Genomic DNA, 26,483 nt, shown 5'->3' with positions numbered 1-26,483 from the left:
CACCATGAACTACGGGGATGATCGGACGGGCCTGCGCATTCGGGGGAAGCGCGCGCGCTCGTTCTGGACGGGGGCGGTGCTGATGCTGGGGCTGATCGCAGCCCCCGACGTCGTCAGCGCGGCGGATGCGCCGGTCGGCGACCAGGCGCCGATGCAGGCGCCGGATCTCGGCATGTCGCCGGTTTCGACCATCGCGCCTGCACGCACGCGCTCGCTGTCGCTCGGCGTCGGCAAGTCCGTCGTCATCGACCTGCCGCGCGAGGTCAAGGACGTGCTGGTGGCCGATCCCAAGATCGCCAATGCAGTGATCCGCTCGTCGCAGCGCGCCTATATCATCGGCGGCCAGGTCGGCCAGACCAACGTCGTGTTCTTCACCGCCGACGGCCAGCAGGTTGCCGCCTACGACATCGCGGTGAAGCGCGATCTCAACGGCATGCGCACGGCGCTGCGCCAGTCGCTGCCGGGCGTGCAGATCGAAGGCGTCGGCGACAGCGTGATGCTGACCGGCTCGGTGTCGAGCCCGATCGAGGCCCAGCAGGCCGGCGACGTCGCCGCAAAACTCGTTGGCGGCGCTGACAAGGTCGTCAACAACATCGTCGTGCGCGGCCGCGACCAGGTGATGCTCAAGGTCGTCGTCGGCGAAGTCCGCCGCGACATCGTCAAGCAGCTGGGCGTCGACCTCAGCGCCAGCCTGAATGCCGGCACTGCGGTCGTGAACTTCAACAACTCCAACCCGTTCTCGGTCAGCGGCGGACCGATCGTCGGCAGCAACGGGCTCGGCGTGGCCGGGCTCGCCAAGGGCGTCGCCACCGTCAGCGCCACGATGCGCGCGATGGAGAGCGCCGGCGTCATGCGCACGCTCGCCGAACCGAGCCTGACCGCGATCTCGGGCGAATCCGCCACCTTCATCGCCGGCGGTGAATTCCCGATCCCTGCAGGCTATTCCTGCGATCCGGTCACCCATGTCTGTACCACCCAGGTCACCTACAAGAAGTTCGGCATCTCGCTGAACTTCACGCCGCTCGTGCTCAGCGAAGGCCGTATCAGCCTGCGCGTGATGACCGAGGTCTCGGAGCTGTCGAACACGAACGCGATCACGCTGACGCAGGCGGTGTCCTCGACCTCGAGCAACTCGATCACCATCCCCTCGGTCCAGACCCGCCGCGCCGAGACCACGCTGGAAATTCCCTCCGGGGGCTCGATGGCGATGGCCGGCCTGATCCAGCAGAAGACCAAGCAGGCGATCAATGGCCTGCCCGGCGTCGACCAGGTGCCGATCATCGGCGCGCTGTTCCGCAGCCAGGACTTCGTCAACAACGAAACCGAGCTGATGGTGATCGTGACGCCCTATGTGGTGCGCGCGGTCGCCCAGAAGGAATTGTCGCGGCCCGACGACGGCTTTGCGCCGGCCTCGGACGCGCAGACGGCGCTGCTCGGCCGCATGAACCGGCTCTATGGCATCGCGCGCAGCGTCGATCCGATCGAAGGCACCCGCGGCGATTTCGGCTTCATCATCGACTGAGACAGACGGTTTGGGGACCGGGACAGGAAACGGGGCAAGAGGGGACAAAGCGATGACGAAGACGATTGCCGATCGACGTCGCAACCTGCGGATCGCGCTGGCGCTGACGGGGCTTTCCGTCATGCTCGGCGCCTGCAACACCACCGGTGACATCGTCACCCAGACGGTGCCGACCGACTATCGCCAGCGCCACCCGATCGCGGTGCAGGAAGCCAAGAAGTCGATCGTGATCTTCGTCGGCAAGGCGCGCGGCGGCCTCTCCACCGCGCAGCACGCGGACGTCGCGGGCATTGCCAGGGACTGGGTGCGCGAAGGCACCGGTTCCGTCGTCGTCGACGTGCCGAGCGACGCTGCGAATTCGCGCGCCGCGGCGGCGACCTATCACGAAATCCGGTCGGTGCTCGCATCCGGCGGCGTGCCGTCGCGCGCCATCGTCCAGCATCCCTATCGCCCCGAGGATCCCGGACTGCTGCCGACCATCCGCCTGAGCTATTCGAAGATCGCCGCGGTCGCCGGCCCCTGCGGGCTGTGGCCGGAAGACGTCGGTCCGAACATCCTCGACCCCGGCTACAACGAGAACCGGCCGTACTTCAATCTGGGCTGCGCCAGCCAGCGCAACCTCGCGGCCATGATCGACAACCCCGCCGACCTCGAGCAGCCGAGGGCGGAGACGCCTGCCTACACCGCACGGCGCGAGATCGCCTTCGAGCGCTACCGCAAGGGCATGGCGACCACGACCATGTATCCCGAGGCCGAAAAGGCCAAACTCAGCGACACCGGCAAATGACAAGTTTTCACGACGACGAAGAAGCGGACGACCCGCGGCACCCCGAGGACCACATTGCGCCGGTTCCTCGCATCTCGGTACAGGCCTTTTGCGAGACCGAGCAGACGCTCGCCGCGATCACCGCGGCCGGGCAGGATCGCCGTCTCGCCAAGGCGCATCTCACCGCCAAGGGCGGCGGCCTTGCCGCGGCCATCGAAGTCTATGACACGATGCCGACGCCGAACGTCATCGTGATCGAATCCGACGGCACACGCGATATCCTCGAGGGCCTCGACGATCTCGCCGGCGTCTGTGATCCCGGCACCCGCGTGGTCGTGATCGGCAACCCCAACGACACCGCACCCTATCGCGAGCTGGTCCGCCGCGGCGTCAACGACTACGTGGTGGGACCGGTCGAAACCCTCGACGTCGTCCGCTCGATCTGCAGCCTGTTCTCGGCCTCGGAAGCCATCATCACCGGCCGCGTCATCGCGGTGGTCGGCGCCAAGGGCGGCGTCGGTGCGTCCACGGTCGCGCACAACGTGGCCTGGACCATCGCGCGCGACCTCGCGCTCGATTCCGTCGTGATCGATCTCGACCTCGCCTTCGGCACCGCTGGCCTCGACTACAACCAGGACCCGGCGCAGGGCATCGCCAACGCGGTGCTCTCGCAGGACCGGCCGGACACGGCGCTGATGGAGCGCCTGCTCGCCAAATGCACCGAGCGCCTCAGTCTCCTCGCTGCGCCCGCAACGCTCGACCGCGTCTACGATTTCGGCGCCGAAGCTTTTGATGCGATCTTCGACACGCTGCGCATGACCACGCCCTGCATCGTGCTCGACGTTCCTCACCAATGGTCGGGCTGGACGCGCCGCGCGCTCGTCAATGCCGACGACATCGTGATCGTGGCCGAACCCGATCTCGCCAATTTGCGCAACACCAGGAACATGCTGAGCGTGCTCAAGGCGGCACGCCCCAACGACCGGCCGCCGCTGTACTGCATCAACCAGGTCGGCATGCACAAGCGCGCGGAGATCGACGTCAAGGCGTTCGCCAAGACCATGGAGAGCCAGCCGATCGCGGCGATCCCGTTCGACTCGAAACTGTTCTCGACCGCGGCCAATAACGGCCAGATGATCGCGGAGGTCTCCAAGAACCACCGCACCACCCTTCTGTTCCAGAACATGGCGAACCGCCTCGCCGGGCGTGGCGAGGTGAAGAAGCCGAAGCGCTCGCTGCTCGGGCCGCTCCTGAAGAGGCTCAAGGGCAGGGCGGGTCGCGGGTCAGCCCCGCATCGCAAGGTGTCGTAAGGGCGAAAGCGTTTTCGCGCGAAGTGGATACCGGTTCGCGCCAGGAAAACGCGTAAAAGAAGAATCCGGACGAGGGCGGGCTATTTCTCCGCCCGCTGCTGCTTCTTCGCCAGCAACTGCCGCAGCGCCGTGACCTTTGCCGCGGCCTGATCCGGCGGCAGGTCGGCCTTCACGATGGTCTCGGCCTCGGCCTGCTTTCCCTGCAGTCCCACGACGAGCGCCAGATTGGCGCGCACGCGGGAATCGGCGCGATTGCGCTCATAGGCGCGGCGCAGCGTTTCCTCGGCCCGCGGCAGATTGTTCTGGAGCATGTAGGACAGGCCGAGATTGGACAGAACCTGCGGCTCCTCGGGCACGATCTTCAGCGCTGCCGAATAATATTGCTGCGCCTCTTCGTTGCGACCGAGCTGATCGAGCGCGGCGCCTTGCGCCGACAGGATGCGCCAGTCGGGATCCTCAGGCGTATGCGCGCGGCTGAGCACATCGAAAGCCTGCTGGAAATTGCCGCTGTCGGCGAGCGCGCGGCCGTAGCCGGCGAGCAGCGCCTTGTTGCTGGGATGGGCGAGCACGGCCTGCTCCATCACCGCAACCGCCTGGGCGCGCTGGCCGGTCTCGCGTAGCGCCATGCCATATTCGAGCGCGACGTTGGGATCGGAAGGCTTGGCGCGATAGCGCTCGCGAAGCGCGTCCATGTCCGGCTTCGGATCGGCCCTGCCGGCCGTTTCCGACTTGCCACCGAGCGCGCCGGTGATGTCCTCCAGACTCGTGGTCTGGCAGCCGCCGAGGGCAAGCATCACGAGCGCGGAAAGCAGGAATCTCGCCGGCGGAGAGGCAAGGGACGAACGCTTGGGCATACTCTGATCACTCGGCGACTGATCAGTGATGCTTACCGATTAACGCTAAAGTCCAGTTAAGGAACCTGGCCGGTCCGGCTCAATCGGTGAACTCGGCGCCGAATTCGCAGCCGATGCGCCAGCGCAGGCGGCATTGGCGGGAATAATCGGGCGCGAAGATGATGGTGAATTGCGGCGGCACTTCCAGAAACTCCGCCACCACTTTCACGCCCCCATCCGAGATATCCGTGATCGTGCAATCCCTCGGCAGCGAGCCCGCGCCAAAGTGAATCTTGGCGAGCCGAGTGCACACCCGTCGTTCGCTTCTGCGGCGATTTGCAAGCATTTGAATTGTTCACCCGTTAGATCACGGCCCATCCCGCAGCTCTAGGAGTAGCGAACATTCGTTGGGATGTGCTGATGAGAGCCGCTCGCATTCGAGGCGTAGTGTCTGCGTGATGTTTACGACCGGTTAGGGTTTTCCGGGCCCTCGGGTTGTTCTTGTATTGTTCTTGCAAGAAAGATCGGGCTCTGCTACCCCTAATTGTGCGAGAGGGCAGGCTGGTTCGGGCATGGTTCAGCGGGTTTCTACCGTCGCCTTTGAGGGGATCGAGGCCCGCGCGGTCGACGTGCAGGTGCAGGTCGCGCCCGGCCTCCCTGCGTTCGCCATCGTCGGCCTGCCCGACAAGGCGGTGTCGGAGGCACGGGAGCGCGTTCGCTCGGCGCTGATTGCCTCGGGGCTGGCGCTGCCGGCGCGGCGGATCATCGTCAATCTGGCGCCCGCCGACCTGCCCAAGGAGGGCAGCCATTACGACCTGCCGATCGCGCTCGGGCTGATGGCCGCAATCGGCGCGATCCCGCCGGATGCGCTGACCGGTTTTACCGTTCTCGGCGAACTCGGTCTCGACGGCTCGATCGCGCCGGTGGCCGGCGTGCTTCCCGCCGCGATCGGCGCCAATGTGCGCGAGGAAGGCTTGATCTGTCCGGCGGCCTGCGGCTCGGAAGCGGCGTGGGCGAGCCCGGACATCCAGATCGTCGCGGCACAATCGCTGATCCAGATCGCCAACCACTTCAAGGGCACGCAGGTGCTGTCGCGGCCCACGCCGCGCGTGCACGGGGTCGCCGCCTCCCGGCTCGACCTGCGCGACATCAAGGGCCAGGAGAGCGCCAAGCGCGCGCTGGAGATCGCGGCCGCCGGCGGGCATCACCTGCTCATGATCGGCGCGCCCGGTGCCGGCAAGTCGATGCTGGCGGCGCGCCTGCCCTCGATCCTGCCACCGCTGTCGCCGGGCGAATTGCTCGAAGTCTCCATGATCGCCTCCGTTGCCGGCGAGATCGAGGGCGGCGCGTTGACCGCGCGGCGGCCGTTCCGCTCGCCGCATCACTCCGCCAGCATGGCCGCGCTCACCGGCGGCGGCATTCGCGCAAAACCCGGCGAGATCTCGCTCGCGCATCAGGGCGTGCTGTTCCTCGACGAGCTGCCCGAATTCGATCCGCGCGTGCTGGATTCGCTGCGCCAGCCGCTGGAGAACGGTGAGGTCTCCGTCTCCCGCGCCAATCATCGCGTGACTTATCCTGCGCGCTTCATGCTGGTCGCGGCGATGAATCCGTGCCGCTGCGGCCATGCGTTCGAGCCCGGCTATGCCTGCAAGCGCGGCCGCATCGACCGCTGCACCGGCGACTACCAGGCGCGCATCTCCGGTCCGCTGATGGACCGCATCGATTTGCGCATCGAGGTTCCCGCGGTGACCGCCGCGGATCTGATCCTGCCGCCGGCGGCGGAGGGCTCGGCGGAAGTCGCCGCGCGCGTGGCAGCCGCGCGCGACATCCAGCTCGCGCGTTACGCGGATGCGGGCCTGCCGCATGTTCGCACCAATGCCGAGGCACCGGCCTCAGTGTTGGAAGACGTCGCCAAGCCGGATGCGCAAGGCGCCAAATTGCTGCGCGACGCTGCCGAGACCATGCGGCTGTCGGCGCGCGGCTATCATCGCGTCCTGCGGGTGGCGCGCACGCTCGCCGATCTCGACGGCGCCGACAAGATCGGCCGGCTGCATCTCGCCGAGGCGCTGTCCTACCGCGCACTCGCGGAGGATGTGCGGCAGATGGCCTGATCATTCCGCGCATCAACCCGGCGGTAACGAGTTTCCTTTACGCTCTGCAAACCATAAGGCCCAAGCGCTCCCCTATGAGTTCCACACAGGGCCCGGGCGAGTAGAGTGTCATGTTGCGTTTCAAGATCCTGGCCTCGGTTGTTCCCCTGCTGGCGGCCGCGGTGTTCGCCCGCGGCGAGATCGGATCGGTCTCGCATCCCTGCATCGCACTGGGCGAGACTTCAGTCGAGCTGACATCCCTGTTCTGGACGGCCGGCGTCCATGTCGCCTTCACCGACGATCTGTCGCGAGCCACGGTGCGGGTTCAGATCACCGACGATCCGGACGCGGCGGACTTCGCGGTCGTGGACGACGGTCTCGGCTCCGACACGGATTCCTGTCAGGCCAATCCGGCGACGCGCCTCGTCACGATTGCCACGGAGCCGGTCGACGGCGGCCCGGTGATTTACCTGTCCACCGACGGGCCAGCCGATTACCGCATCTATGTGCGCTCGAAGACCTTTTCGCAGCGCGAGGCCGCGGCGCTGATCGTCGGTGCCAATGGCGGCCACCGCCCGCTCCCGCTCCAGGCCGCCTCGCTCTGAAGCGTTAACACCTCGTCAACCCTGTTTGGAGGCCGAACCAAAGCCTCAAGCTGTTCGCAAGGTCGGCGAGACATCGTCGCAATTGGCGACGCAGGGTTTCGGAGCAAGAGTCGGGGTCGATGGCGATGGATCGGACGTTCCGGATCAAGGTGCGCATGCGCCGCTTCAGGCGACAGCATCCCCGCATCGCGTTCGCGATCCGCTCCTTCATGATCTTCTCGGCGACGTTCGGCGGCGCCTATGGCTTCGTCTCCGGCAGCCGCTCCGAGAACTCCGGCTACGATCCCAATACGTTTGCGGTCGGCGCAAGCTTCCTGTTCGCGCTCGCCTGCCTTGGCCTTGCCACGCTCAGCATGCGGCTGCGCTTCGTCAACAAGCGGATGCGTAAGCTGGCCGCCCACAACGAGACGCTGATCGACCGCAATTGGGAACTGAAGGAGGCGGAAGAACGCGCGCGCAGCCTGTTCGAACAGCAGGGCGACCTGATCGTGCTGCGCGACCACCAGGGCCGCATCACCTTCGCCAACGACGCCTATTGCGCGCTCGCAGGACAGGCGCGCAGCGTGCTGGTCGGCACGCGTTTCGATTTCGACGTGCTCGAGCAGGGCGACAGCGCCCGCGAAAGCAACGGCACGCGCATTCACGACCAGAGGATCACCACCCCGCACGGCGCGCGCTGGATCGCCTGGCGCGAGGGCTATGTCCGTCTCGATGCCGGCCAGCCCGCCGAACTGCAGAGCGTCGGACGCGACGTCACCGACCGCACCGAGACCGAGCGCGCGCTGTCGGACGCGCGCGACCAGGCCGATGCCGCCAACCGCGCCAAGTCGCGCTTCCTGGCGATGGCCTCGCATGAGATCCGCACGCCGCTCAACGGCATCATCGGCATGGGCGGCCTGTTGCTCGACACCACGCTGACGCCGGAGCAGACGACCTATGCCAGGGCGGTGAAAACCTCCGGCGAAGCGCTGATGGCGCTGATCGAGGAGCTGCTCGACTATTCCAAGATCGAGGCCGGCAAGCTCGATCTCGACCAACGCCCGTTCGCGCTCTCGACCATGATCGAGGAGATCACCGAGCTGCTCGCGCCGCGCGCGCAGGCAAAGACGCTCGAGATCGCCGCCTATGTCGACGAGCGCCTGCCGCTCGAGGTCGTCGGCGATGCCGCGCGGTTGCGCCAGGTGCTGCTCAACCTCGCTGGCAACGCCATCAAGTTCACCGCGACCGGCGGCGTCGCGCTGATCGTCGAACCCGGCATCTGGCCGAACGAGATCAGTTTTCTGGTGCGCGACACCGGCATCGGCATCGCCCCCGAGGTGCGAACGCGCATCTTCCGCGAGTTCGAGCAGGCCGACGAGCGCGTCGCCCGCACCTATGGCGGCACCGGGCTCGGCCTTGCCATCAGCGAGCGCATCGTCAAGCGCATGGGCGGCCGCATCACCCTGGAGAGCGAGCCGGGCAAGGGCTCGACCTTCGAGGTCGCGATTCCGCTTGCGCCATCGCAATCCGGCGCGGGACAGACGGCGTTCCCAAGCCCTGACCTCACCGGCAAGTCGATCCTCCTGATCGCCGACGGCATCGAGGCCTCGCTGATCGCGCGGCGGCTGGAGCGCTGGGGCGGACAGATCTGCCTCGTCTCGGATGGAGCCGTCGCAGAGGCGCTGCTGCCGGAGCGCTCATGGCATGCGGTGCTGGTCGATCGTGCGATCTGCGCCGCCATCGCCGACCATCTCGGCGAGGTCGCGCGCAAGCATGCGACGCAGCGGCTGGTGCTGCTGACGTCGAGCTCGCGTCACGAGACATTTTCAGCTTCCTTCACCGGCTTCCTGATCAAGCCGCTGCGCGCGGCTTCGCTCGCGGCGCGTCTCGCGCTGACGCCGGAGGTCGCCTCGCCCGAACTGGCGCCGGAGCCGCCGGCCGCCTCCCCCGCCGGCGTCGTAGCGGCAAAGGGCCTGTCGATCCTCGTCGCCGAAGACAACGAGATCAACGCGCTGCTGATGCGCTCGCTGCTGACCAAGCTCGGCCACCGCGTCGTCATCGCCGTTCATGGCGAGGCGGCGCTGGAATCCTGGCTCGCCGCGTCATCCGCCGGCACGCCCTACGATCTCGTGCTGATGGATATCCAGATGCCGCAACTCGACGGCATCGAGGCGACAAAACGCATCCGCACGCATGAGGCAGCCAAAGGCGGCCACCACACGCCGATCCTCGCGCTCACCGCCAATACGCTGGTGGAGGATCGCTATGCCTGTTTCGAGGCGGGCATGAACGGGTTTCTGATCAAGCCGCTCGATCGCGACAAGCTGGACGAGGCGCTGGCCGGGCTGGCGGCGGCGCGGCATCTGGCGGTGTAGGAAGGTCTCTCCTCCGTCATTGCGAGGAGCCCTTGCGACGAAGCAATCCAGAATCCCTCCGCGGAAAGATTCTGGATTGCTTCGCTGCGCTCGCAATGATGATGTGGCTGCAGGCGTGCGCCAATCACCAATGCCGTAGGGTGGGCAAAGCCAACGGGTCGCGCGAATGCGCGCCCGATGACAGGCTCCGCGTGCCCACCATTCACATTCGACAATGCAGATAGACGGTGGGCACAGCGCGCTTCGCGCCTTTGCCCACCCGACGATACCGCGGCCTATAGCCGTCGCAGCGCCACGCTCGCCACCGTGTGGTCGGCGCCCTTCTTCAGGATCAGCGTCGCGCGGGGGCGGGTCGGAAGGATGTTGTCCTCGAGATTGGCGAGGTTGGTGCGTTCCCAGATCGCGATGGCGGTGGCGGTGGCTTCCTCGTCCGACAACAGCGCGTAGCGGTTGAAGTAGGATTTTGGATTGGTGAACGCGGTGTCACGCAGCGCCAGGAAGCGCTTGATGTACCATTGCCGCAGCGCCGCCTCGTCGGCGTCGATATAGACCGAGAAATCGAAGAAGTCGGAGACCACGGGCACCGCCTTGCCGTCGCGCGGCAGCTTGCCGGTCTGCAGCACGTTGACGCCCTCGACGATCAGGATGTCGGGCTGGTCGATCTCGGCCCACTGGTTCGGCACGATGTCGTAGGTCAGATGCGAATAGACCGGCGCGCGCACGTGGCGGCGGCCGGCCTTGATGTCGGAGAGGAAGCTGAGCAGCAGCGGCAGGTCGTAGCTCTCCGGAAAACCCTTCTTCTGCATGATGCCCTGCCGCTCCAGCACGGCGTTGGGATACAGAAATCCGTCGGTGGTGATCAGCTCGACCTTCGGACGCGGCGACCAGCGCGCCAGCAGCGCCTGAAGCACGCGGGCCGTGGTGGATTTTCCGACCGCGACCGAACCGGCGACGCCGATGATGTAGGGCATCTTGCGGTCGCGGATGTTGAGGAACTGGCGCTCCGCGTAATACAGGCGCTGCATCGCATCGACATAGATCGACAGGAGGCGCGACAGCGGCAGGTAGATGTCCTCGACCTCCTGCAAGTCCAGGCGATCGTGCAGCGAGCGCAGCCGGTCGAACTCGCCGGGCTCCAGCGTCATCGGCGTGTCGTCGCGCAGTCGCGACCACTGCTCGCGCGTATAGACGCGGTACGGATTATACTGCTGCTCGGGTGCGCGGATATCCATGACGCGACCTTTCCGTTGGGATCTACTAACCCTTGCGGGACGCCTTTTCTTCCAATCCGGACATATTCGTCCGCTTGTCCAGCGCGGCCTCGACCTCCTCCAGCTTTACGCCGCGGGCCTTGAGCAGCACAAGGAAGTGATAGAGCAGGTCGGCACTTTCAGCGATCAGATGCGCGCGATCGTTTTCGACTGCTGCGATTACGGTTTCGACTGCCTCCTCGCCGAACTTCTTGGCGCAATGCTCGGCGCCCTTGTCCAGGAGCTTGCGGGTATAGGACGCCTCGCCGCCGGCCGCCGCGCGGGCGTCGATGGTGTCGGCCAGATCGTGGATCGTGAAACGCGACATCGGAATTACTCAGAAACACACAAGGCCACGGAGGCCATTCCCCGCAGGCCTATGTAGCATTTTTATGATCGGGAGTCGTCAGGCATCGAGGCGCATGGCCAGTCCGCGCCGGGCCATGTGCTCCTTGGCTTCGCGAATGGTGAATTCCCCGAAATGGAAGATCGAGGCAGCCAGCACAGCCGTGGCGTGGCCGTCGCGGATACCGTCGACGAGATGATCGAGATTGCCGACGCCGCCCGAGGCGATCACGGGAACGGGAACGCTGTCGGCGATCGCCCGGGTCAGCGGGATGTCGAAGCCCTGCCGGGTGCCGTCGCGGTCCATGGAGGTGAGCAGGATTTCACCAGCACCGAGCGAGACCACTTCCTGGGCATATTCGATGGCATCGATGCCGGTCGAGTTGCGCCCGCCATGGGTGAAGATCTCCCAGCGATCGCCGCCCGGACGCTTGACCCGCTTGGCGTCGATCGCGACCACCACGCATTGTTCGCCGAATTTCTCGGCAGCTTCCTTGACGAACTCGCGCCGCGACACCGCGGCGCTGTTGATCGAGACCTTGTCGGCGCCGGCGCGCAGGAGCGTCTTGATGTCGTCAACCTTGCGCACGCCGCCACCGACGGTCACGGGCATGAAGCAGGCCTCCGCCGTACGCCGGACCACGTTCAGCATGATGCCGCGGTTCTCGTGGGTCGCGGTGATGTCGAGGAAGGTGAGCTCGTCGGCGCCGGCGGCGTCATAGGCGATCGCGGCTTCGACGGGATCGCCGGCATCGCGCAGGTCGACGAAGTTGACGCCCTTGACGACCCGGCCGTCCTTGACGTCGAGGCAGGGGATCACGCGCACCTTGAACATGTGTCAGCTCCTAGGCGGTGCGCGCGTTGCGGATCAAGGTGAGGGCGGCGGCGGGATCGAGCCGGCCGTCGTAAAGCGCGCGGCCGGCGATCGCGCCGGCGAGCTTCCTGGCGCGCGGCGTCAGCATCGCCTTGACGTCCTCGATCGAGGCGAGGCCACCGGAGGCGATCACGGGGATGGAGATGCTGTCTGCCAGCGCAATGGTCGCATCGAGATTCAGGCCCTTCAGAAGACCATCGCGCGCGATGTCGGTGAAGATGATGGCGGCGACGCCGGCGTCCTCGAAACGCTGCGCGATCTCCAGCACCGTCACCTGCGAGGTCTCGGCCCAGCCTTCGACCGCGACCTTGCCGTCACGGGCATCAAGCCCGACCGCGACGCGGCCGGGGAATTTTTTTGCAGCCGCCTTCACCAGTTCAGGGTCGCGCACCGCGGCGGTGCCGATGATGACGCGGGTGATGCCCTTGTCGAGCCAGGCTTCGACGGTCGCGAGATCGCGAATGCCGCCGCCGAGCTGTACCGGGATCTTGATCGTCTTGAGCATCCCCTCGATCGCCTGCGCATTCACCGGCTTGCCGGCAAAGGCGCCGTCGAGATCGACGACGTGGAGATACTCGAAGCCTTGTTCGACAAAGCTCTGCGCCTGGGCTGCGGGATTGAGGTTGAATACGGTCGCGCGCGCCATGTCGCCTTGCTCGAGGCGCACGCACTGGCCGTTCTTGAGGTCAACAGCGGGAAAGAGAATCACGGTTTCCATCGCAAAAAGTTCGAGATCAGGGCCAAGCCGAAACGCTGGCTCTTCTCGGGGTGGAATTGGGTGCCGATGGCGGTGTCCTTCGCGACGATCGCGGTGACGGGTCCACCGTAATCGGCGCGCGCGAGCACGTCCGCCTCGTTGGCGGCGTTGAGGTGGTAGGAGTGCACGAAATAGGCGTGCTGGCCCTTGGGGCCGAGCGGCAGCCTGTCCAGCACCGGATGCTCGCGCAGCAGGTCGAGCGTGTTCCAGCCCATGTGCGGGATCTTCAGGCTCTCGTCGCGCGGCATGATCTTCTCGACGTCGCCGCCGACCCAGTTCAGGCCCTCGGTGATGACGTGTTCCTTGCCGCGGCTCGCCATCAGCTGCATGCCGACGCAAATACCAAAGAAGGGCCGCGCCTTGACACGCACCGCTTCAGTGATCGCCTCGACCATGCCGTTGACGGCATCGAGCCCGCGCCGGCAATCGGCGAAGGCGCCGACGCCCGGCAGCACCAGACGGTCGGCGCCGTAGGCCTGATCCGGATCGCTGGTGACGAAGACCTTTTGCGGAATCTCCAGGCTGCGCGCGGCGCGCTCGAACGCCTTGGCGGCGGAATGCAGATTGCCTGAACCGTAATCGATGATCGCGACGCTCATCTTGACCCTCCCGGTTCTGGAAACAATCCAATGATGCCGCCCGACGGCAGCGGTGGCGGATTCGAGAATTGCTGACCCGGCACATTGCGGGTTGGCGGCGGGCCGCCGCGATCGACGGCCCATTGATCGTTGACGATGCCGCGCTGCTTCTGGCTCCAGCGCTCGAAGAACCGCCGCTCGGCGGTGTCCTCGTCGTCGGAGATGACGACGTCGAGCTGGCGCCACTTGCCGCGCGACAGCGTCCAGCGGCGCAGGCTCGAGGCCTCGAAACCCATCAGCACCGCGATGATCATATTGGCCAAGAAGATCGAGCTGCGGCCAACGCCGAGGCTATGCAGCCCTGCATCGAATGCAGCCAGGAAAATCACCCAGCCGATCAGCGCCAGCCAGAGCCTGTTCCAGAGCAGCCAGAACGGGCCGAGAACCATCGCCCAGAAATGAAAACCGTCGCGCACGAAGACGAACTTGTCAGTCGCGCGCAGATCGGCTCCGGCAGGGGAGGGAGCATGAACTGTGTAGACAGGCATGGTGATGCCCCGTTCCTAGGAATTCAGTGATACCGCAAGCGGCGCGTGCCGCGGGCCGAAAGACGTCAACCGCCGAGCGAGCCCTTGGTGGACGGGATTTCGCCCACAGCCTTCGGATCGATCGCGACGGCAGTGCGCAGCGCCCGCGCCAGGCCCTTGAAGCAGGACTCGGCGATATGGTGGCTGTTATCGCCATATAGGGTCTCGACGTGGAGAGTCACGCCGGCGTTCATGGCGAAGGCCTGGAACCACTCGCGCACCAGCTCGGTATCGAACTCGCCGATCTTGTCGCGGGGGAAGTCGGCCTTGAACACCAGGAACGGACGGCCCGAGATGTCGATGACCACGCGCGACAGCGTCTCGTCCATGGGCATGTGCACGCCGGCATAGCGGGTGATGCCCGCCATGTTGCCGAGCGCCTGCTTGACCGCCTGGCCGAGCGCGATGCCGGTGTCTTCGGTGGTATGGTGATGATCAATGTGCAAATCGCCGACCGCCTTGACCGTGAGGTCGATGCGGGAATGGCGGGCGAGGAGATCGAGCATATGGTCGAAAAAGCCGATGCCGGTCGCGATATTGGACACGCCGGTGCCATCGAGGTTCACGGTGACCTCGATGTCGGTTTCCTTGGTCTTGCGCTTGATCGTCGCGGTGCGCATTGAAAAGCGGTTTCCATTCTGGTTTTGGACCGAAAACGGCGGTCTTTTAACAGTCAAATGACGCCTTCGCTACTGCGGGAACGGCTGGCCGGGCCTCTACTTCTGCCTATGGTGAGCGAAATGGGCCCGGAGCGGCCCGTTGTACGGTCGGTCCCGACCGCCTAAATCAGGTCCGACAACGAGGTATTTGATGCAGGACTCCCAGAACAGCGCGCCGGGCTGGCACGGCACCACGATTTTGACGGTCCGCAAGGGCGGCAAGGTGGTGATCGGCGGCGACGGCCAGGTCTCGATCGGCCAGACCGTGATCAAGTCCAACGCCAAGAAGGTGCGAAAACTCGGCAAGGGCGACGTCATCGGCGGCTTTGCCGGCGCCACGGCTGACGCCTTCACGCTCTTTGAGCGGCTCGAATCCAAGCTCGAGCAGTATCCGGGGCAGCTGACCCGGGCCGCGGTGGAGCTCGCCAAGGACTGGCGGACCGACCGCTATCTGCGCCGCCTGGAGGCCATGATGATCGTGGCCGACAAGGACGTCTCCCTGGTGCTGACAGGCACCGGCGACGTGCTGGAGCCCGAGGCCGGGGTCATGGCGATCGGCTCCGGCGGCAATTACGCCCTGGCCGCCGCGCGGGCCCTGATCGACACCGACAAGGATGCCGAGACCATCGTCCGCCGCTCCCTCGATATCGCCGCCGACATCTGCGTCTACACCAACCGCAATCTGACCATCGAAAGCCTGGCGACCGGCTAGGCCAGACCGAACAGGACATGGCGCCCGCCTACACCTTCCGCCCGATGAGCACGGCCGATTTGCCGCTGATCCGGCGGTGGCTGGGCGAGGCGCATGTGCGGGAATGGTGGGGCGATCCGGACGAGCAGTTTGCGCTCGTGGGCGGCGATCTCGATGAGCCGGCGATGGACCAGTTCATCGTGTTGGCCGGCACCCACCCGTTCGGCTATCTTCAATGCTATCGCCTGACAGCCTGGAATACCGGCTTTGGGCCGCAACCGGAGGGCACCCGTGGGATCGACCAGTTCATCGGCGAAAGCGACATGATCGCGCGCGGCCACGGCTCCGCGTTCATCCGCCAGTTCGTCGACGGCCAGTTGCGGCAGGGCCTGCCACGCATCGTCACCGATCCCGATCCGCTCAACGCACGTGCCGTGCGCGCCTATGAGAAGGCCGGCTTCGTCCGCGACCGCATGGTTGAGACGCCGGACGGGACGGCGCTGCTGATGGTGCGCGAGCCGTGACGCTGATGAGCACGCACGAGAGCAAGGTCGCCGTACCGCCGTTCGCCTGGGTCGGCATCGCACTGCTGCTGCTGGCGCTGCAGGCCTCGATCCTGTTCGCGATGGGACGGGTGCCGATCTGCACCTGCGGCTATGTAAAGCTCTGGCATGGCGTGGTGAACAGCTCCGAAAATTCGCAGCACATCACGGACTGGTACACCTTCTCTCACATCCTGCATGGCTTCCTGTTCTACGGCTTGACCTGGCTGCTGTTCGCGCGCCTGCCCTTCCTACAACTGTCCTGGCCGGCACGGCTGATCGTCGCCATGCTGATCGAAGGCACCTGGGAGATCGTCGAGAACTCGCCCTTCATCATCGAACGCTACCGTGCCGGCACGATCTCGCTGGATTATTTCGGCGACAGCATCGTCAATTCGATTTCTGACAATCTGGCCATGATGATGGGGTTCCTCGCCGCGCGCGTGCTGCCAGTCTCGGTGACCGTCCTGCTCGGGCTCGCCTTCGAGATCATGCTCGCGCTTCACATTCGCGACAATCTGACGCTCAATATCCTGATGCTGATCCATCCGATCGACGCCGTGAAACAGTGGCAATCGGGCCCGCCCATCATCTGACGTAAAATGCGGCTTGTCCCGACCCGCATCTGATCCTAGCTAAGGTCCCATGACAGACTTCTCTCCCCGCGAAATCGTCTCCGAACTCGACCGTTTCATCGTCGGCCAGGCCGATGCCAAGCGCGCGGTCTCGATCGCGCTGCGCAACCGCTGGCGGCGGCAGCAGCTCTCCGGCTCCTTGCGCGAAGAGGTACTCCCGAAGAACATCTTGATGATCGGCCCCACCGGCGTCGGCAAGACGGAGATCGCGCGACGGCTCGCCAAGCTCGCGAACGCGCCGTTCCTGAAGGTGGAAGCGACGAAATTCACCGAGGTCGGCTATGTCGGCCGCGACGTCGAGCAGATCGTGCGCGATCTCGTCGAGGTCGCGATCGCCCAGGTGCGTGAGCGCAAGCGCAAGGACGTGCAGGCACGCGCGCAGCTCGCCGCCGAGGAGCGCGTGCTCGACGCGCTGGTCGGCGCCAATTCCAGCCAGGCAACGCGCGAATCGTTCCGCAAGAAGCTGCGCGCCGGCGAGCTCAACGACAAGGAAATCGAGATCGAGACGCAGTCCTCGGGCGGCGGCATGCCGATGTTCGAGATCCCGGGCATGCCTGGCGCGCAGATGGGCGCGGTGTCGCTCGGCGACATCTTCGGCAAGCTGGGTGGCCGCAGCAAGACGCGGCGCCTGACGGTGGAGAACTCGCACGAGATCCTCGTCAATGAGGAATCCGACAAGCTGCTGGATACCGACCAGCTCACGCTGGAGGCGATCAGCGCGGTCGAGAACAACGGCATCGTGTTCCTGGACGAGATCGACAAGATCTGCGCGCGCGACGGCCGGGTCGGCGGCGACGTCTCGCGCGAGGGCGTGCAGCGTGACCTGTTGCCGCTGATCGAAGGCACCACGGTCTCGACCAAGCACGGCGCGGTGAAGACCGATCACATCCTGTTCATCGCGTCCGGCGCCTTCCACGTCGCGAAGCCGTCCGACCTGTTGCCCGAATTGCAGGGCCGCCTGCCGATCCGCGTCGAACTGCAGGCACTGACCCGCGACGACATGCGGCGCATCCTGACCGAGCCCGAGGCCTCGCTGATCAAGCAATATATCGCGTTGCTGCAGACCGAGGGCGTGACGCTCGACATCACCGCCGACGCCATCGACGCGCTGGCCGACGTCGCGGTCGCCGTCAATTCCACCGTCGAGAACATCGGCGCGCGGCGGCTCCAGACCGTGATGGAACGGGTGCTGGACGAAATCTCCTTCACCGCCCCCGACCGCAGCGGCGAGACCGTCAAGGTCGATGCGGATTTCGTGCAGAAGCACGTCGGCGACCTCGCCAAGAACGCCGATCTGAGCCGGTTCATTTTGTAATTCCGCGCGGCCACGCTATGGATGCGGCGTGACCGCAAATATCCTGCAAAATCCCTGGCGTCTCCTGCTCGCGATCAACGCCGCGGTCATCGTCGGCGTGTTCGTCCACAAGATCCAGCTGCCGCCTTACGTCCCCTACATCCACCTCCTCGTCGACTATCATTTCGGCTTCATCAAGCGCGCACTGATCGGCGCCATCGTCGCGCTGTTCACGGACAAGGTGCCGGTTTGGCTGGTGTTCGCGCTCGGCGGAGCGACGTGGCTGGTGACGCTGGGGCTGTACGCAAGGCTATTCCAGAAAACGTTCGGCTTCACCGCGAGAACGCTGCCGCTGTTCGTCTTCATCGCGGGCTCGCCGTTCTTTCTCAAGAACTTCATGCACACGCTCGGCCATTTCGACATCTATGGCTGCGCACTGGCGATCATCCTGCTGCTGATGCCGGCAGGCTCGTTGCTGTTCGTCGCAACGGCCGCGCTGTTCGCGATCGTCCTCGTGCTGATCCACCACATTCATCTGCTGATGTATGTGCCGACGATCGTCACCATCGTCGTGATCAGGCACTACCTCGCTTACAGCGCCACCAGAGCGAATGTCGCGTTCGGTTTGGTCGCGCTGCTTGGCGTGAGCGCGCTGTTCTTCGCCGCGCAATTCCTGGGAACGATGCCGATCCCGGAAGCGGATTTCGTTGCGTATCTGAAGACCCGGATGGCCGATCCGGCGCGGACCGACCTGCTGCAATTCGCCTACATCTGGTACCAGCCGCTGGCGAAGGAGGTTTCGGATACCTGGGGCCGCCTGCCGCACAACATCCTCGGCGTGCCGGTGTTCGCCCTGCTGATCTGGCTGCACACGCCACTCTGGCGCTATTTCGCCGGCCTGATCGGCGCGCTCGCGGATGACATGCACCGGCGCCTCGTCGTCGCGGCGCTGATCGGCATCAGCCTCGCCTATCTCGTGATGTTCGCGATGGTGTTCGACTATTCGCGCTGGATCTCGAACTGGGCGGTCTGCCTGTTCCTGATCCTGCATGCGGTGAAGATGCTGCCGGCCAAATACAATGCACCGCTGATCGCGTCGGAGGATCAGAAGACAAATATCTTCGGCCTGATCCTCACGCTGATCCCGCGCGTCGGAATCGTCCGGCCGTTCTAATACCTCGCCCGGCGTATCCGCACATAGAGCGCGCCCTCGCCGCCGTGGCCGATATGCGCCTCCTCGAAGCCGACGACGAAGGCGCGGAATTCCGGCAGGCTCAGCCATTCCGGCACCTGGCGGCGGAGCACGCCGCTTTCGCCGCCGCTCCGTCCCTTGCCGGTGATGACGAGCACGAAGGTCAGGCCGTCGTGATGGGCGCGGTGCAGGAAGCCGGTCAGGGCCCGGTGGGCGCGTATCTGGGTCATGCCGTGCAGATCGAGCCGCGCCTCGATCTCACTACGGCCGCGCGACAATTTTGTGCGCTCGCGCTTGCCCAGCGGTGCCAGCGGCGGCATGGCCGGCTTTGCCACCCGCACAGCCGTCGCGGCAGCGATCGGCCGTGGCGATGGCGCAGATCGCGTGGCCGGCGCTGCCGGTGAAGGCTCAGTGCGCGGCGGGGCATGCGCCTTTGCCACGCGATGCTTCCGCAGCGGCTTGACCTGTTTTGCGACCGCATCCCACAGCGCGCGCTCCTCCTCGCTCAGCGCACGGCGGCGCGGCGAGGGACGAGGCTCCAGCACGGGCGGACGGGACGATCGCTTCATTGCTGCCGATGGGGACGATTCTTGACTGGCCGCCGCGGCTCCTGAACGGGCTCTATCACGGGACGCGGCACCGGCAACGGGACCGGATTGGCAACGGCGACGGTCTCACCCTTACCTTGCGCCACGGCTGCGGACGGAGCCGCCGGCTTGGTCTGATCCTTGGCCGAATCCTTGGCAGGATCGGTCTGCGGAAACAGCTTTGCGATCTTCTCCGAGGGACGCGGGTCCGGCACCGGCAACTTCGCGGCGCGCACCGTGGGATCGAGGCCCTTCGGCACCAACATGACGAAGTGCATGGGATGGCGCAGCCGTCCCGAGACGCGGCCGGCATCCGCGCCGGCGCCGAAATAGAGATCGGCGCGCGCGGGACCGATGATGGCCGAGCCGGTGTCCTGCGCGATCATCAGCCGGTGGAACGGCGTCTTGGAGCGTTCGGAATCGATCGGAAGCTCGCCCTCGATGAAGAACGGCGTGCCGTAGACGTGCAGCGCCTTGTCGACCGCGATCGAGCGGCCGGCAGTCAGCGGAATGCCCTGCGCACCCACTGCTTCTTCCTTGTCGGACAGATTGACCTCGCGGAAGAAGATGTAGGAGCGGTTCTGGCGGCGCAGATCCTTGGCGCCATCGGGGTTCTGCGCCATCCACTCCCTGATCTTCTGCATCGACATCTCCTCCTTCGGAATGATGCCGCGCTCGATCAGGACACGACCGACGGCCGTGTAGGGATAGCCGTTATAGGCGTCGTAATTCAGCCGGACCGTGCCGCCGTCGTCGAACTTGATCCGCGCCGAGCCCTGGATCTGGGCGAACAGCAGATCGGTCGGGTCCTTCAGCCAGGCGATCTCCAGCCCGCGGCCGGCGATCTTGCCGTCCTCGATCTCGCCGCGATCGTAATAGGGCACCAGCTTGCGGCGGCCGATCTTGCGATAGACCGGGCCCTTGTTGGGCAGGCTGACCGAGTCCTGCTTGTAGCCGCGCACAAACAGGTTCGACGGGCGACGATAGACCGGCACGTTGAAGGCGTCGGTCTGCGTCCGCGATCCCTCCAGCACCGGTTCGTAATAGCCGGTGACGAAACCGTCGGGTTCGCCGAGGCGCGAGATCCGCAGCGGCGCGAAATTCTCCTCGAAGAAGGTCCTGGCTTTGGCGTCGTCGGTGAGCTCGAGCGACTTGGCGGCCCGGCAGGGCTCGCTCAGCGAGCCGCCAAGCGCCTTCGGTTCGGCCGCACCGGTCTGCGCGTTGATCGTCCGGCAGCTCGCGCGGAACGTCTTGTAGGCGGCCAGATGGTCGTCGTCGCTCCAGCCTTTCACGTCCGTCCAGGTCAGCGGCAGATATTGCGCACCGGGGATTTCGAACGGCAAAGGGAGCTGCGGATAGGGCAAGGCGCGCGGCGGGGCGGCGGCAAGTGCCGGGAGATGATGGTGATGGCTGCGGTAGTGACGCCGCGCCGCTTCGGCGCCGAGCGAAAACGACGACAGCACGACGGCACCTGCGCAAAGCGCCGTCGCGCTGTTCTTCAGGAAATTCTTAATTCGCGCTTCCGGTGCCAACCAGCTTCCAGTTTGGATCGCGAGAGGTGATATCGCGGGCGAAGGTCCAGATGTCGGTGATGTCGGCGACCGTGTCCGCACTACCGTCGACGATATTGCCGCTCTTGTCGCGGGTGGCCGAGATCATCTGCGAGACGAATCGTATGGTGAGCTGAGCCGTGCGGTCCCGCAGCTCGGCGCCGACGAGCTCGGCCTTGTCGATCGAGACGAAACGCGTCTCGGTCTTCTGCTCATACTTCTCGCGTTCCTTGATGGCGGCGTCGAAGCTGTCATAGACCTCCGACGACAGCAGGTCGCGCAACGCGCGGCGGTCGCCATTGGCAAAGGCCAGCACGATCATCTCATAAGCGCCGCGGGCGCCCGAGATGAAATGGCGCGGGTCGAAGGTGGAATCCTTGTCGACGATGGCATCGAGACCCTGGGCGAGCGCGGTGCCCGGCTCGGTCAGGCCCTTCCAGCGGTCGGAGGGCGGAGCCGGCTCGGCGGTCGGCGCCAGCGGGGCCTGGTCGATCACCTTGCCCGGCATGGTCACGACGTTCTTGTCCTGGGCACCCCCCAGCGCATTGCGGGCGGCGGTGCGGTCGAACGGCGGCCGCTCGTTACCCGTCCGCTGTCCCAGCACGCTGCGCAGCCTCAGAAAGATGAAGACCGCCAGCGCCAGGAAGATGATGGTGTAGATGTCCACGTCGTATTCGCTTTCTGGTCTTCGCTGAAAGGGGCCGTCTCGGGTCGTCGCCGGGAAAATCAATCCGGCCAGTAGACCGTTCCATACGGGAACGGCAAGTCTACATCACCATTTTAGGTCCGCGCGTCTGGTCCTCGGGATGTAGGCACGAAATCTTGCCCGGCCAATGGCGCCTTTTGGCACAGCGCCGAGTGTAGCGCGTTTTATGCTTAAGGGGAAACCCGATCCTGCCCGGAAATCGCGCATCTTCAATCGTTTAACGCGCGATTTCGTCAGGAGGGCCGGGTGAACGTCACAATTGCGGGGGCGGCGCGGATACCCGATCCGGGGCCGTTCGTCCTTGTGGAGTGAGGCGGCCCTATGTTAGCCAACCGCCGCGAAATTCAGCCCAAATCGGGTAAGGAGAGACTCTCATGACCAACGGCAACGGCACCCCTCCCGAGGCGGCCCAGGCTGCCCAGCTCAACGTTCTGGCGCAGTATATCAAGGACCTTTCGTTCGAGAATCCGAACGCGCCGACCTCGCTCCAGCAGCAGGGCCAGCCGCCCCAGATCAACATCCAGATCAATGTCAGCGCCATCAATCTCAGCGAAACCGAGTTCGAGGTGACGCTGTCGGTCGAGGGCAAGGCCGAGACCGCCGGTAAGATCATGTTCTCGTTCGAGCTCGCCTATGCCGGCGTGTTCCGCATCACCAACGTGCCGAAGGAGAATTTGCATCCGCTGGTCATGATCGAGTGCCCGCGTCTGCTGTTCCCGTTCGCCCGCGAGATCATCGCGACCGCCGTGCGCGACGGCGGGTTCCCGCCCCTGATGCTGGATCCGGTCGACTTCGTCGGTCTCTATCGTCAGAACATGGAGCGGCAAATGGCCGCTCAGCAGACGAGCGGTCAGGCCTAAACAGCCGGAGGGGCGGCTGGAGCGGGCAGGAACTCGTTCCAGATCGCCTTGTCGCCGAGCGTTGCGATGAAGGCCCGATGGGCCTCGCGCTCGGCATCGGAAATCCGCGGCGCGAGCGGCACGGTCCGCTGCCGCCGCGGCACATCGCCAGCCGCATTGGCGCGAATGTCCTCGCCTTCCGAAGCGAGGAGCAATTGCGATTGCCGCGCCCCGACCAGATCGACATAAACTTCGGCCAAGAGTTCGGCGTCGAGCAGCGCGCCGTGCTTGGTGCGGTGTGAATTGTCGATCGAATAGCGCGAGCAGAGATCGTCGAGCCGGTTCGACACGCCCGGATGCTTGCGCCGCGCCAACAGCAGCGTATCGACAAGCCGCTCGCGCGGGATCGCGACACGTTTGACCTTGTCGAGCTCGGCGTTGATGAAGCCGATGTCGAACGAAGCGTTGTGGATCACCAGCGGCGCATCGCCGATGAACTCCAGAAACGGGTCGACGACCTCGTGGAACAGCGGCTTGGTCGACAGGAACTCGGCCGACAGCCCGTGCACCGCAAAGGCTTCCGCCGGCATGTCCCGTTCGGGATTGATGTAGACGTGATACGTCTGGCCCGTCGGCATGCGGTTGAAAATCTCGACGCAGCCGATTTCGACCAGGCGATCGCCGCGGAGCGGATCGAGGCCAGTGGTTTCGGTGTCGAGAACGATTTCACGCATGATCAAGAGGCCGTGTGAACCGGCGAATCAGGCTCGCCGCTGCGGCATCTTAACGACCTCGGCCAGAATGTGCGTGATTTGGGCGCGCACGGGTTCAAGTCCGTGTGACGTATCCACTACGAAATCGGCCCGCTTGCGCTTCTCGGCATCCGGCGTCTGCTTGGCGATGATCGCATCGAGCTTGGCCTCGTCCATCGTGCCGCGCTCCAGCACACGCTTGCGCTGGAGTTCCGGCGAGGTCGACACCACGACGACCGCGTCGACCCGCTTCTCGCCGCCGGTTTCGAACAGCAGCGGGATATCCAGGACCACGACGGGCGCCTTGGCTGCTTCCGCGTCGGCGAAGAATTTTTGCCGGGAGGCGCCGAGCATCGGATGAACGATCTGCTCGAGCTGCTTGATCGCGGCCGGATCATGCACGACGCGCGCGGACAATTTTGGACGGTCGACCTTGCCGTTCGCGGTGGTGCCGGGAAAGGCGGCCTCGATCGCCGGCGCGGCCTCGCCCTCATAGAGCTGGTGGACGGCGGCATCGGCGTCATAGACGGGAACGCCGGCCTCCGCGAACAATTTCGCGGTGGTGGATTTTCCCATCCCGATCGAGCCGGTCAGTCCAAGGATCCGCATCAGCAGGCAGCCGTTTCTGTCGTTCACACTGCAACTAGCCGTTCGCGCCGCAGGAACGCAAGCAACGGCAGCAGCGGCAGGCCGAGAATGGTGAAATGGTCACCCTCGATGCGCTCGAACAGATGGCTGCCGAGGCCTTCGAGCTGATAGGCGCCGACGCTGGTCGTCACCGCATCGCCGGCGGCGTCGAGATAGGCTGAAAGCTCCGTCTCGGTCATCGGCCGCATGGTCATGCGGGCCACCGAAACATCCTCGAAAACGATCTTGCCATCTCGCGCCACGGCCACCGCGGAATTCAGCGCGTGGCTTTTGCCGGCGAGGTCGAGCAATTGCGTCATCGCCTGTGCGCGGCCTGCGGGCTTGTTGAAGAGACGCTCGCCGAGAGCCAGGGTCTGGTCGGCACCAATCACATAGCTCCCCGGATGACTGGCCGAGACCGCCTTAGCCTTCTCACGCGCCAGCAGCAGGGCGATGTCATGGGGGCCCGAAAGTTTCGAGGCGGCCTGAATGCCGCGCTCGTCGATATCGGCCGTAATCGCCTTGAACTCCAGTCCGGCACTCGCCAGCAGCATCTTTCGCGCGCTGCTCTGCGAGGCCAGTATCAACGGAGTTTCGCCGCGCCAGAGAGACATCGCCGAAACTATCCCGTGGGCCGGTTGCGCTGGCGATCACTGTAGAGCTTCATGATCGCCGCGGCGGTTTCCTCGATCGATCGCCGCGTGACGTCGAGCAGCGGCCAGTCGTGCTTGGCGCTCAGCTTGCGCGCGAACGCGACCTCGTCGGCGACCGCCTGCCTGTCGGTATAGGTGTCGCCGCTGGTATCGGCACCCATCGAGAGCAGGCGGTTCTGGCGCACCTGGATCAAGCGTTCCGGCGTCGCATGCAGGCTCACCACCAGCGGCCGCGTCAGGGTCTCCAATTGTGCCGGCACCGGAATGCCCGGAACCAGCGGCACGTTGGCGGTGCGGATGCCGCGATTGGCCAGATAGATCGACGTCGGTGTCTTGGAGGTGCGTGAGACGCCGACGAGCACCACGTCGGCATCATCGAGGCCTTCAACATGCTGGCCGTCGTCGTGGATCATCGTGTAGTTCAGCGCGTCGATGCGCTTGAAATATTCCGCATTGAGGACGTGCTGCGCGCCGACGCGGCCCGTGGTCGCGGCGCCGAGATAGGCTTCGAACAACTGCATCACCGGCCCGATGATCGACAGGCTCGGAACGTTGATCTGCTTGCACTTGTCCTCGAGCCGGGAGACCAGATCCTTCTCCAGCAGCGTGAACAGCACGATCCCCGGCGCCTCCTCGATCTCGTCGAGCACGCGATCGAGCTGCTTCTGGCTGCGCACCAGGGGATAGACATGCTCGACCGGGGTGACGTTGGCGTACTGCGCCGCGACGGCGCGCGCGACGGTGATCAGCGTCTCTCCGGTGGAGTCGGAGACCAGGTGGAGATGGAAATAATTGTTCGAGGTCGGCACAAAAGCCCTTTGTATGGAGGCGGTGTGGTTTGTGGATTTCTGTGGACCTTAACCCCTCGGAAAGGGTTGCGCGACACCAGGGGCGGGACAAGTGCCAATTTTCTTCACACCACTGCCCATCGGAACAAGTCCGGCGACCCGTTGAGAGGAAAACGGGATTGCGCGGACAACCCCCTTGATAAGCTGCCGACAGAAACGCGCAAGCCTTTGAAGCTGGCCGACTTATCGGAAGCCGCCGGAAGCATCGGGGATATGTTGATGGATGTGAACAAGCGCACGTGAACGTGCGGACGGAATTGTGTGAGTCCTATTCACGGTCACATAGACTCAAACCTTAAGAATCTAAGATTCTAGATTAGAGGAAGGCGCTACGGACGGATAAGTGTGTAGGGTGAGACCTTAACGAGTTCTTACTATCCCCAGCGTTCCCTGCGCTGGACAGAAAGCCGGGCGCAGAAAATGTTCGAAGACGTCTACCTCTGGATCAAGGCGCTGCATGTGATCGCCGTCATCTCCTGGATGGCGGGCATGCTGTATCTGCCGCGGCTGTTCGTTTATCACTCCGAGGCCGAGATCGGCTCGAAGCAGTCGGAAACCTTCAAAGTAATGGAACGCCGGCTGCTCAAGGCGATCATCAACCCCGCCATGATCGTCACATGGCTTGCCGGGCTCTATCTCGCCTGGTCCGGCCACTGGTTCTCTTTCGGCTGGCTGCACGTAAAACTGGCACTGGTCCTGGCGATGTCTGGGGTCCACGGCTTTTTTTCACGCTGGTGCAAGGATTTCGCCGCCGACCGACGTCCGCGTAGCCAGAAATTCTATCGAATTATCAATGAGGTGCCGACTGCTCTGATGATTTTGATCGTCATCATGGTGATCGTGAAGCCGTTCTAGGCAAGGCTTGCGATGAATCGCTCAGCGCTTCGGCTTGCGGAGTGGAAAGCGATTTTCTATATTGGCGATATCCCACCCAACGCAGGCGGATGTGGTTTTGTCTGAGCTTTCCAGAGGCCGGACACCGCATCAGGTTTGAAGCCTCACCGGCGCTCTCCTTGCCAGACCTGCGGACCTTACCT

Annotated in this window: 29 protein-coding genes; 13 read left to right on the top strand and 16 right to left on the bottom strand. The window is 64.9% G+C overall.

Features of this window, described 5'->3' with window-relative positions:
• The first annotated feature begins 4 nt into the window (after nt 1-4).
• Genes CT676_RS04295 through CT676_RS04285 form a run of 3 tightly spaced genes read left to right on the top strand, consistent with a single transcriptional unit; the run spans nt 5 to nt 3,598 of the window.
• Entirely contained in the window at nt 5-1,522 is a 1,518-nt protein-coding gene (locus CT676_RS04295; RefSeq protein WP_135213980.1) for a type II and III secretion system protein family protein, read from the top strand.
• Between the two features lie 52 nt (nt 1,523-1,574).
• Nucleotides 1,575-2,309 (top strand): CpaD family pilus assembly protein, encoded by a 735-nt coding sequence (locus CT676_RS04290; RefSeq protein WP_063980257.1) that lies wholly within the window; start codon nt 1,575-1,577, stop codon nt 2,307-2,309.
• Nucleotides 2,306-3,598 (top strand): AAA family ATPase, encoded by a 1,293-nt coding sequence (locus CT676_RS04285; protein WP_063980258.1) that lies wholly within the window; start codon nt 2,306-2,308, stop codon nt 3,596-3,598. Before CT676_RS04290 ends, CT676_RS04285 begins: the two co-directional genes overlap by 4 nt.
• Nucleotides 3,599-3,678: 80 nt before the next feature.
• On the opposite strand, the gene CT676_RS04280 is transcribed toward CT676_RS04285, so the two are convergent.
• Together CT676_RS04280 and CT676_RS04275 are read right to left on the bottom strand one after the other, a co-directional pair.
• Nucleotides 3,679-4,452 carry a tetratricopeptide repeat protein gene (locus tag CT676_RS04280; RefSeq protein ID WP_135213979.1) on the bottom strand — a complete coding sequence of 258 codons (774 nt, stop codon included), beginning with the start codon at nt 4,450-4,452 and terminating at the stop codon, nt 3,679-3,681.
• Between the two features lie 79 nt (nt 4,453-4,531).
• Nucleotides 4,532-4,777 carry a PilZ domain-containing protein gene (locus CT676_RS04275; protein WP_027534981.1) on the bottom strand — a complete coding sequence of 82 codons (246 nt, stop codon included), beginning with the start codon at nt 4,775-4,777 and terminating at the stop codon, nt 4,532-4,534.
• A 226-nt stretch (nt 4,778-5,003) separates the two neighbouring features.
• Here CT676_RS04275 and CT676_RS04270 point away from each other — a divergent pair, with 226 nt between their 5' ends.
• From CT676_RS04270 to CT676_RS04260, 3 genes are all read left to right on the top strand, one after another.
• The gene (locus CT676_RS04270; RefSeq protein ID WP_135213978.1) at nt 5,004-6,542 is read left to right on the top strand and encodes a YifB family Mg chelatase-like AAA ATPase; all 1,539 of its coding nucleotides are present in this window, start codon (nt 5,004-5,006) and stop codon (nt 6,540-6,542) included.
• Nucleotides 6,543-6,652: 110 nt separating this feature from the next.
• Nucleotides 6,653-7,126, top strand: a complete 474-nt coding sequence (locus CT676_RS04265; protein ID WP_135213977.1) for a hypothetical protein — start codon at nt 6,653-6,655, stop codon at nt 7,124-7,126.
• Nucleotides 7,127-7,245: 119 nt separating this feature from the next.
• Nucleotides 7,246-9,480, top strand: coding sequence for an ATP-binding protein (locus CT676_RS04260; RefSeq protein WP_135213976.1), 2,235 nt, complete (start codon nt 7,246-7,248; stop codon nt 9,478-9,480).
• Nucleotides 9,481-9,755: 275 nt separating this feature from the next.
• Here the strand turns inward: CT676_RS04260 and coaA are convergent, their stop codons facing one another.
• The 7 genes from coaA to hisB form a co-directional block, all read right to left on the bottom strand.
• Nucleotides 9,756-10,712: a type I pantothenate kinase gene (gene coaA, locus CT676_RS04255; protein ID WP_028150152.1), complete on the bottom strand. Its 957-nt coding sequence runs from the start codon at nt 10,710-10,712 to the stop codon at nt 9,756-9,758.
• 25 nt (nt 10,713-10,737) lie between these two features.
• Nucleotides 10,738-11,058: a phosphoribosyl-ATP diphosphatase gene (locus tag CT676_RS04250; RefSeq protein ID WP_028150153.1), complete on the bottom strand. Its 321-nt coding sequence runs from the start codon at nt 11,056-11,058 to the stop codon at nt 10,738-10,740.
• Nucleotides 11,059-11,136: 78 nt separating this feature from the next.
• On the bottom strand, nt 11,137-11,910 hold the full coding sequence (hisF, locus tag CT676_RS04245) for an imidazole glycerol phosphate synthase subunit HisF (protein ID WP_135213975.1): 774 nt from the start codon (nt 11,908-11,910) through the stop codon (nt 11,137-11,139).
• 10 nt (nt 11,911-11,920) lie between these two features.
• Nucleotides 11,921-12,658: a 1-(5-phosphoribosyl)-5-[(5-phosphoribosylamino)methylideneamino]imidazole-4-carboxamide isomerase gene (gene hisA / locus CT676_RS04240; RefSeq protein WP_135214101.1), complete on the bottom strand. Its 738-nt coding sequence runs from the start codon at nt 12,656-12,658 to the stop codon at nt 11,921-11,923.
• Nucleotides 12,655-13,305 (bottom strand): imidazole glycerol phosphate synthase subunit HisH, encoded by a 651-nt coding sequence (hisH, locus tag CT676_RS04235; protein WP_028150156.1) that lies wholly within the window; start codon nt 13,303-13,305, stop codon nt 12,655-12,657. Before hisH ends, hisA begins: the two co-directional genes overlap by 4 nt.
• Nucleotides 13,302-13,832, bottom strand: a complete 531-nt coding sequence (locus CT676_RS04230; RefSeq protein ID WP_028150157.1) for a DUF2628 domain-containing protein — start codon at nt 13,830-13,832, stop codon at nt 13,302-13,304. Before CT676_RS04230 ends, hisH begins: the two co-directional genes overlap by 4 nt.
• Before the next feature lie 65 nt (nt 13,833-13,897).
• On the bottom strand, nt 13,898-14,491 hold the full coding sequence (gene hisB / locus CT676_RS04225; protein ID WP_028150158.1) for an imidazoleglycerol-phosphate dehydratase HisB: 594 nt from the start codon (nt 14,489-14,491) through the stop codon (nt 13,898-13,900).
• A 190-nt stretch (nt 14,492-14,681) separates the two neighbouring features.
• On the opposite strand from hisB, the gene hslV reads away from it, so the two are divergent.
• Genes hslV through CT676_RS04200 form a run of 5 tightly spaced genes read left to right on the top strand, consistent with a single transcriptional unit; the run spans nt 14,682 to nt 18,866 of the window.
• Entirely contained in the window at nt 14,682-15,242 is a 561-nt protein-coding gene (gene hslV / locus CT676_RS04220) for an ATP-dependent protease subunit HslV (protein ID WP_028150159.1), read from the top strand.
• Nucleotides 15,243-15,259: 17 nt separating this feature from the next.
• Nucleotides 15,260-15,745 (top strand): GNAT family N-acetyltransferase, encoded by a 486-nt coding sequence (locus CT676_RS04215; RefSeq protein ID WP_135213974.1) that lies wholly within the window; start codon nt 15,260-15,262, stop codon nt 15,743-15,745.
• Nucleotides 15,742-16,359 (top strand): DUF2585 domain-containing protein, encoded by a 618-nt coding sequence (locus CT676_RS04210; RefSeq protein WP_135213973.1) that lies wholly within the window; start codon nt 15,742-15,744, stop codon nt 16,357-16,359. Before CT676_RS04215 ends, CT676_RS04210 begins: the two co-directional genes overlap by 4 nt.
• A 49-nt stretch (nt 16,360-16,408) precedes the next feature.
• A complete protein-coding gene (hslU, locus tag CT676_RS04205) occupies nt 16,409-17,713 on the top strand; it encodes an ATP-dependent protease ATPase subunit HslU (protein ID WP_063980271.1) in 1,305 nt (434 codons plus the stop codon).
• A gap of 28 nt (nt 17,714-17,741) precedes the next feature.
• Nucleotides 17,742-18,866, top strand: coding sequence for a hypothetical protein (locus CT676_RS04200; protein WP_135213972.1), 1,125 nt, complete (start codon nt 17,742-17,744; stop codon nt 18,864-18,866).
• Here the strand turns inward: CT676_RS04200 and CT676_RS04195 are convergent.
• Genes CT676_RS04195 through CT676_RS04185 form a run of 3 tightly spaced genes read right to left on the bottom strand, consistent with a single transcriptional unit; the run spans nt 18,863 to nt 21,688 of the window.
• Nucleotides 18,863-19,453 carry a Smr/MutS family protein gene (locus tag CT676_RS04195; RefSeq protein ID WP_135213971.1) on the bottom strand — a complete coding sequence of 197 codons (591 nt, stop codon included), beginning with the start codon at nt 19,451-19,453 and terminating at the stop codon, nt 18,863-18,865. The genes CT676_RS04200 and CT676_RS04195 overlap by 4 nt on opposite strands.
• Nucleotides 19,450-21,003, bottom strand: a complete 1,554-nt coding sequence (locus tag CT676_RS04190) for an MltA domain-containing protein (RefSeq protein WP_166347141.1) — start codon at nt 21,001-21,003, stop codon at nt 19,450-19,452. The genes CT676_RS04195 and CT676_RS04190 overlap by 4 nt, the downstream gene beginning before the upstream one ends.
• Nucleotides 20,981-21,688, bottom strand: a complete 708-nt coding sequence (locus CT676_RS04185; protein ID WP_063980275.1) for a Tim44/TimA family putative adaptor protein — start codon at nt 21,686-21,688, stop codon at nt 20,981-20,983. Before CT676_RS04185 ends, CT676_RS04190 begins: the two co-directional genes overlap by 23 nt.
• Before the next feature lie 413 nt (nt 21,689-22,101).
• Between CT676_RS04185 and secB the strand changes: the two genes are divergently transcribed.
• Nucleotides 22,102-22,587 (top strand): protein-export chaperone SecB, encoded by a 486-nt coding sequence (gene secB / locus CT676_RS04180; protein WP_028150166.1) that lies wholly within the window; start codon nt 22,102-22,104, stop codon nt 22,585-22,587.
• Here the strand turns inward: secB and dnaQ are convergent.
• Genes dnaQ through CT676_RS04160 form a run of 4 tightly spaced genes read right to left on the bottom strand, consistent with a single transcriptional unit; the run spans nt 22,584 to nt 25,407 of the window.
• Nucleotides 22,584-23,300 (bottom strand): DNA polymerase III subunit epsilon, encoded by a 717-nt coding sequence (dnaQ, locus tag CT676_RS04175; RefSeq protein WP_063985973.1) that lies wholly within the window; start codon nt 23,298-23,300, stop codon nt 22,584-22,586. The two genes, secB and dnaQ, sit on opposite strands and share 4 nt — an antisense overlap.
• A 27-nt stretch (nt 23,301-23,327) precedes the next feature.
• Nucleotides 23,328-23,927, bottom strand: coding sequence for a dephospho-CoA kinase (coaE, locus tag CT676_RS04170; RefSeq protein WP_028150168.1), 600 nt, complete (start codon nt 23,925-23,927; stop codon nt 23,328-23,330).
• 23 nt (nt 23,928-23,950) lie between these two features.
• The gene (locus CT676_RS04165) at nt 23,951-24,559 is read right to left on the bottom strand and encodes a Maf family protein (protein WP_135213970.1); all 609 of its coding nucleotides are present in this window, start codon (nt 24,557-24,559) and stop codon (nt 23,951-23,953) included.
• Between the two features lie 8 nt (nt 24,560-24,567).
• The gene (locus CT676_RS04160; RefSeq protein WP_028150170.1) at nt 24,568-25,407 is read right to left on the bottom strand and encodes a pyruvate, water dikinase regulatory protein; all 840 of its coding nucleotides are present in this window, start codon (nt 25,405-25,407) and stop codon (nt 24,568-24,570) included.
• A gap of 459 nt (nt 25,408-25,866) precedes the next feature.
• Here CT676_RS04160 and hemJ point away from each other — a divergent pair, with 459 nt between their 5' ends.
• Nucleotides 25,867-26,301 carry a protoporphyrinogen oxidase HemJ gene (gene hemJ / locus CT676_RS04150; RefSeq protein WP_028150172.1) on the top strand — a complete coding sequence of 145 codons (435 nt, stop codon included), beginning with the start codon at nt 25,867-25,869 and terminating at the stop codon, nt 26,299-26,301.
• Nucleotides 26,302-26,483 lie beyond the last annotated feature (182 nt).

Source organism: Bradyrhizobium sp. MOS001, from assembly GCF_004634465.1.
GTDB classification, from domain to species: Bacteria; Pseudomonadota; Alphaproteobacteria; order Rhizobiales; family Xanthobacteraceae; genus Bradyrhizobium; species Bradyrhizobium barranii.
Note: the sequence above shows the minus strand (reverse complement) of the source record. Positions and strands in the feature narration are given on the sequence as shown.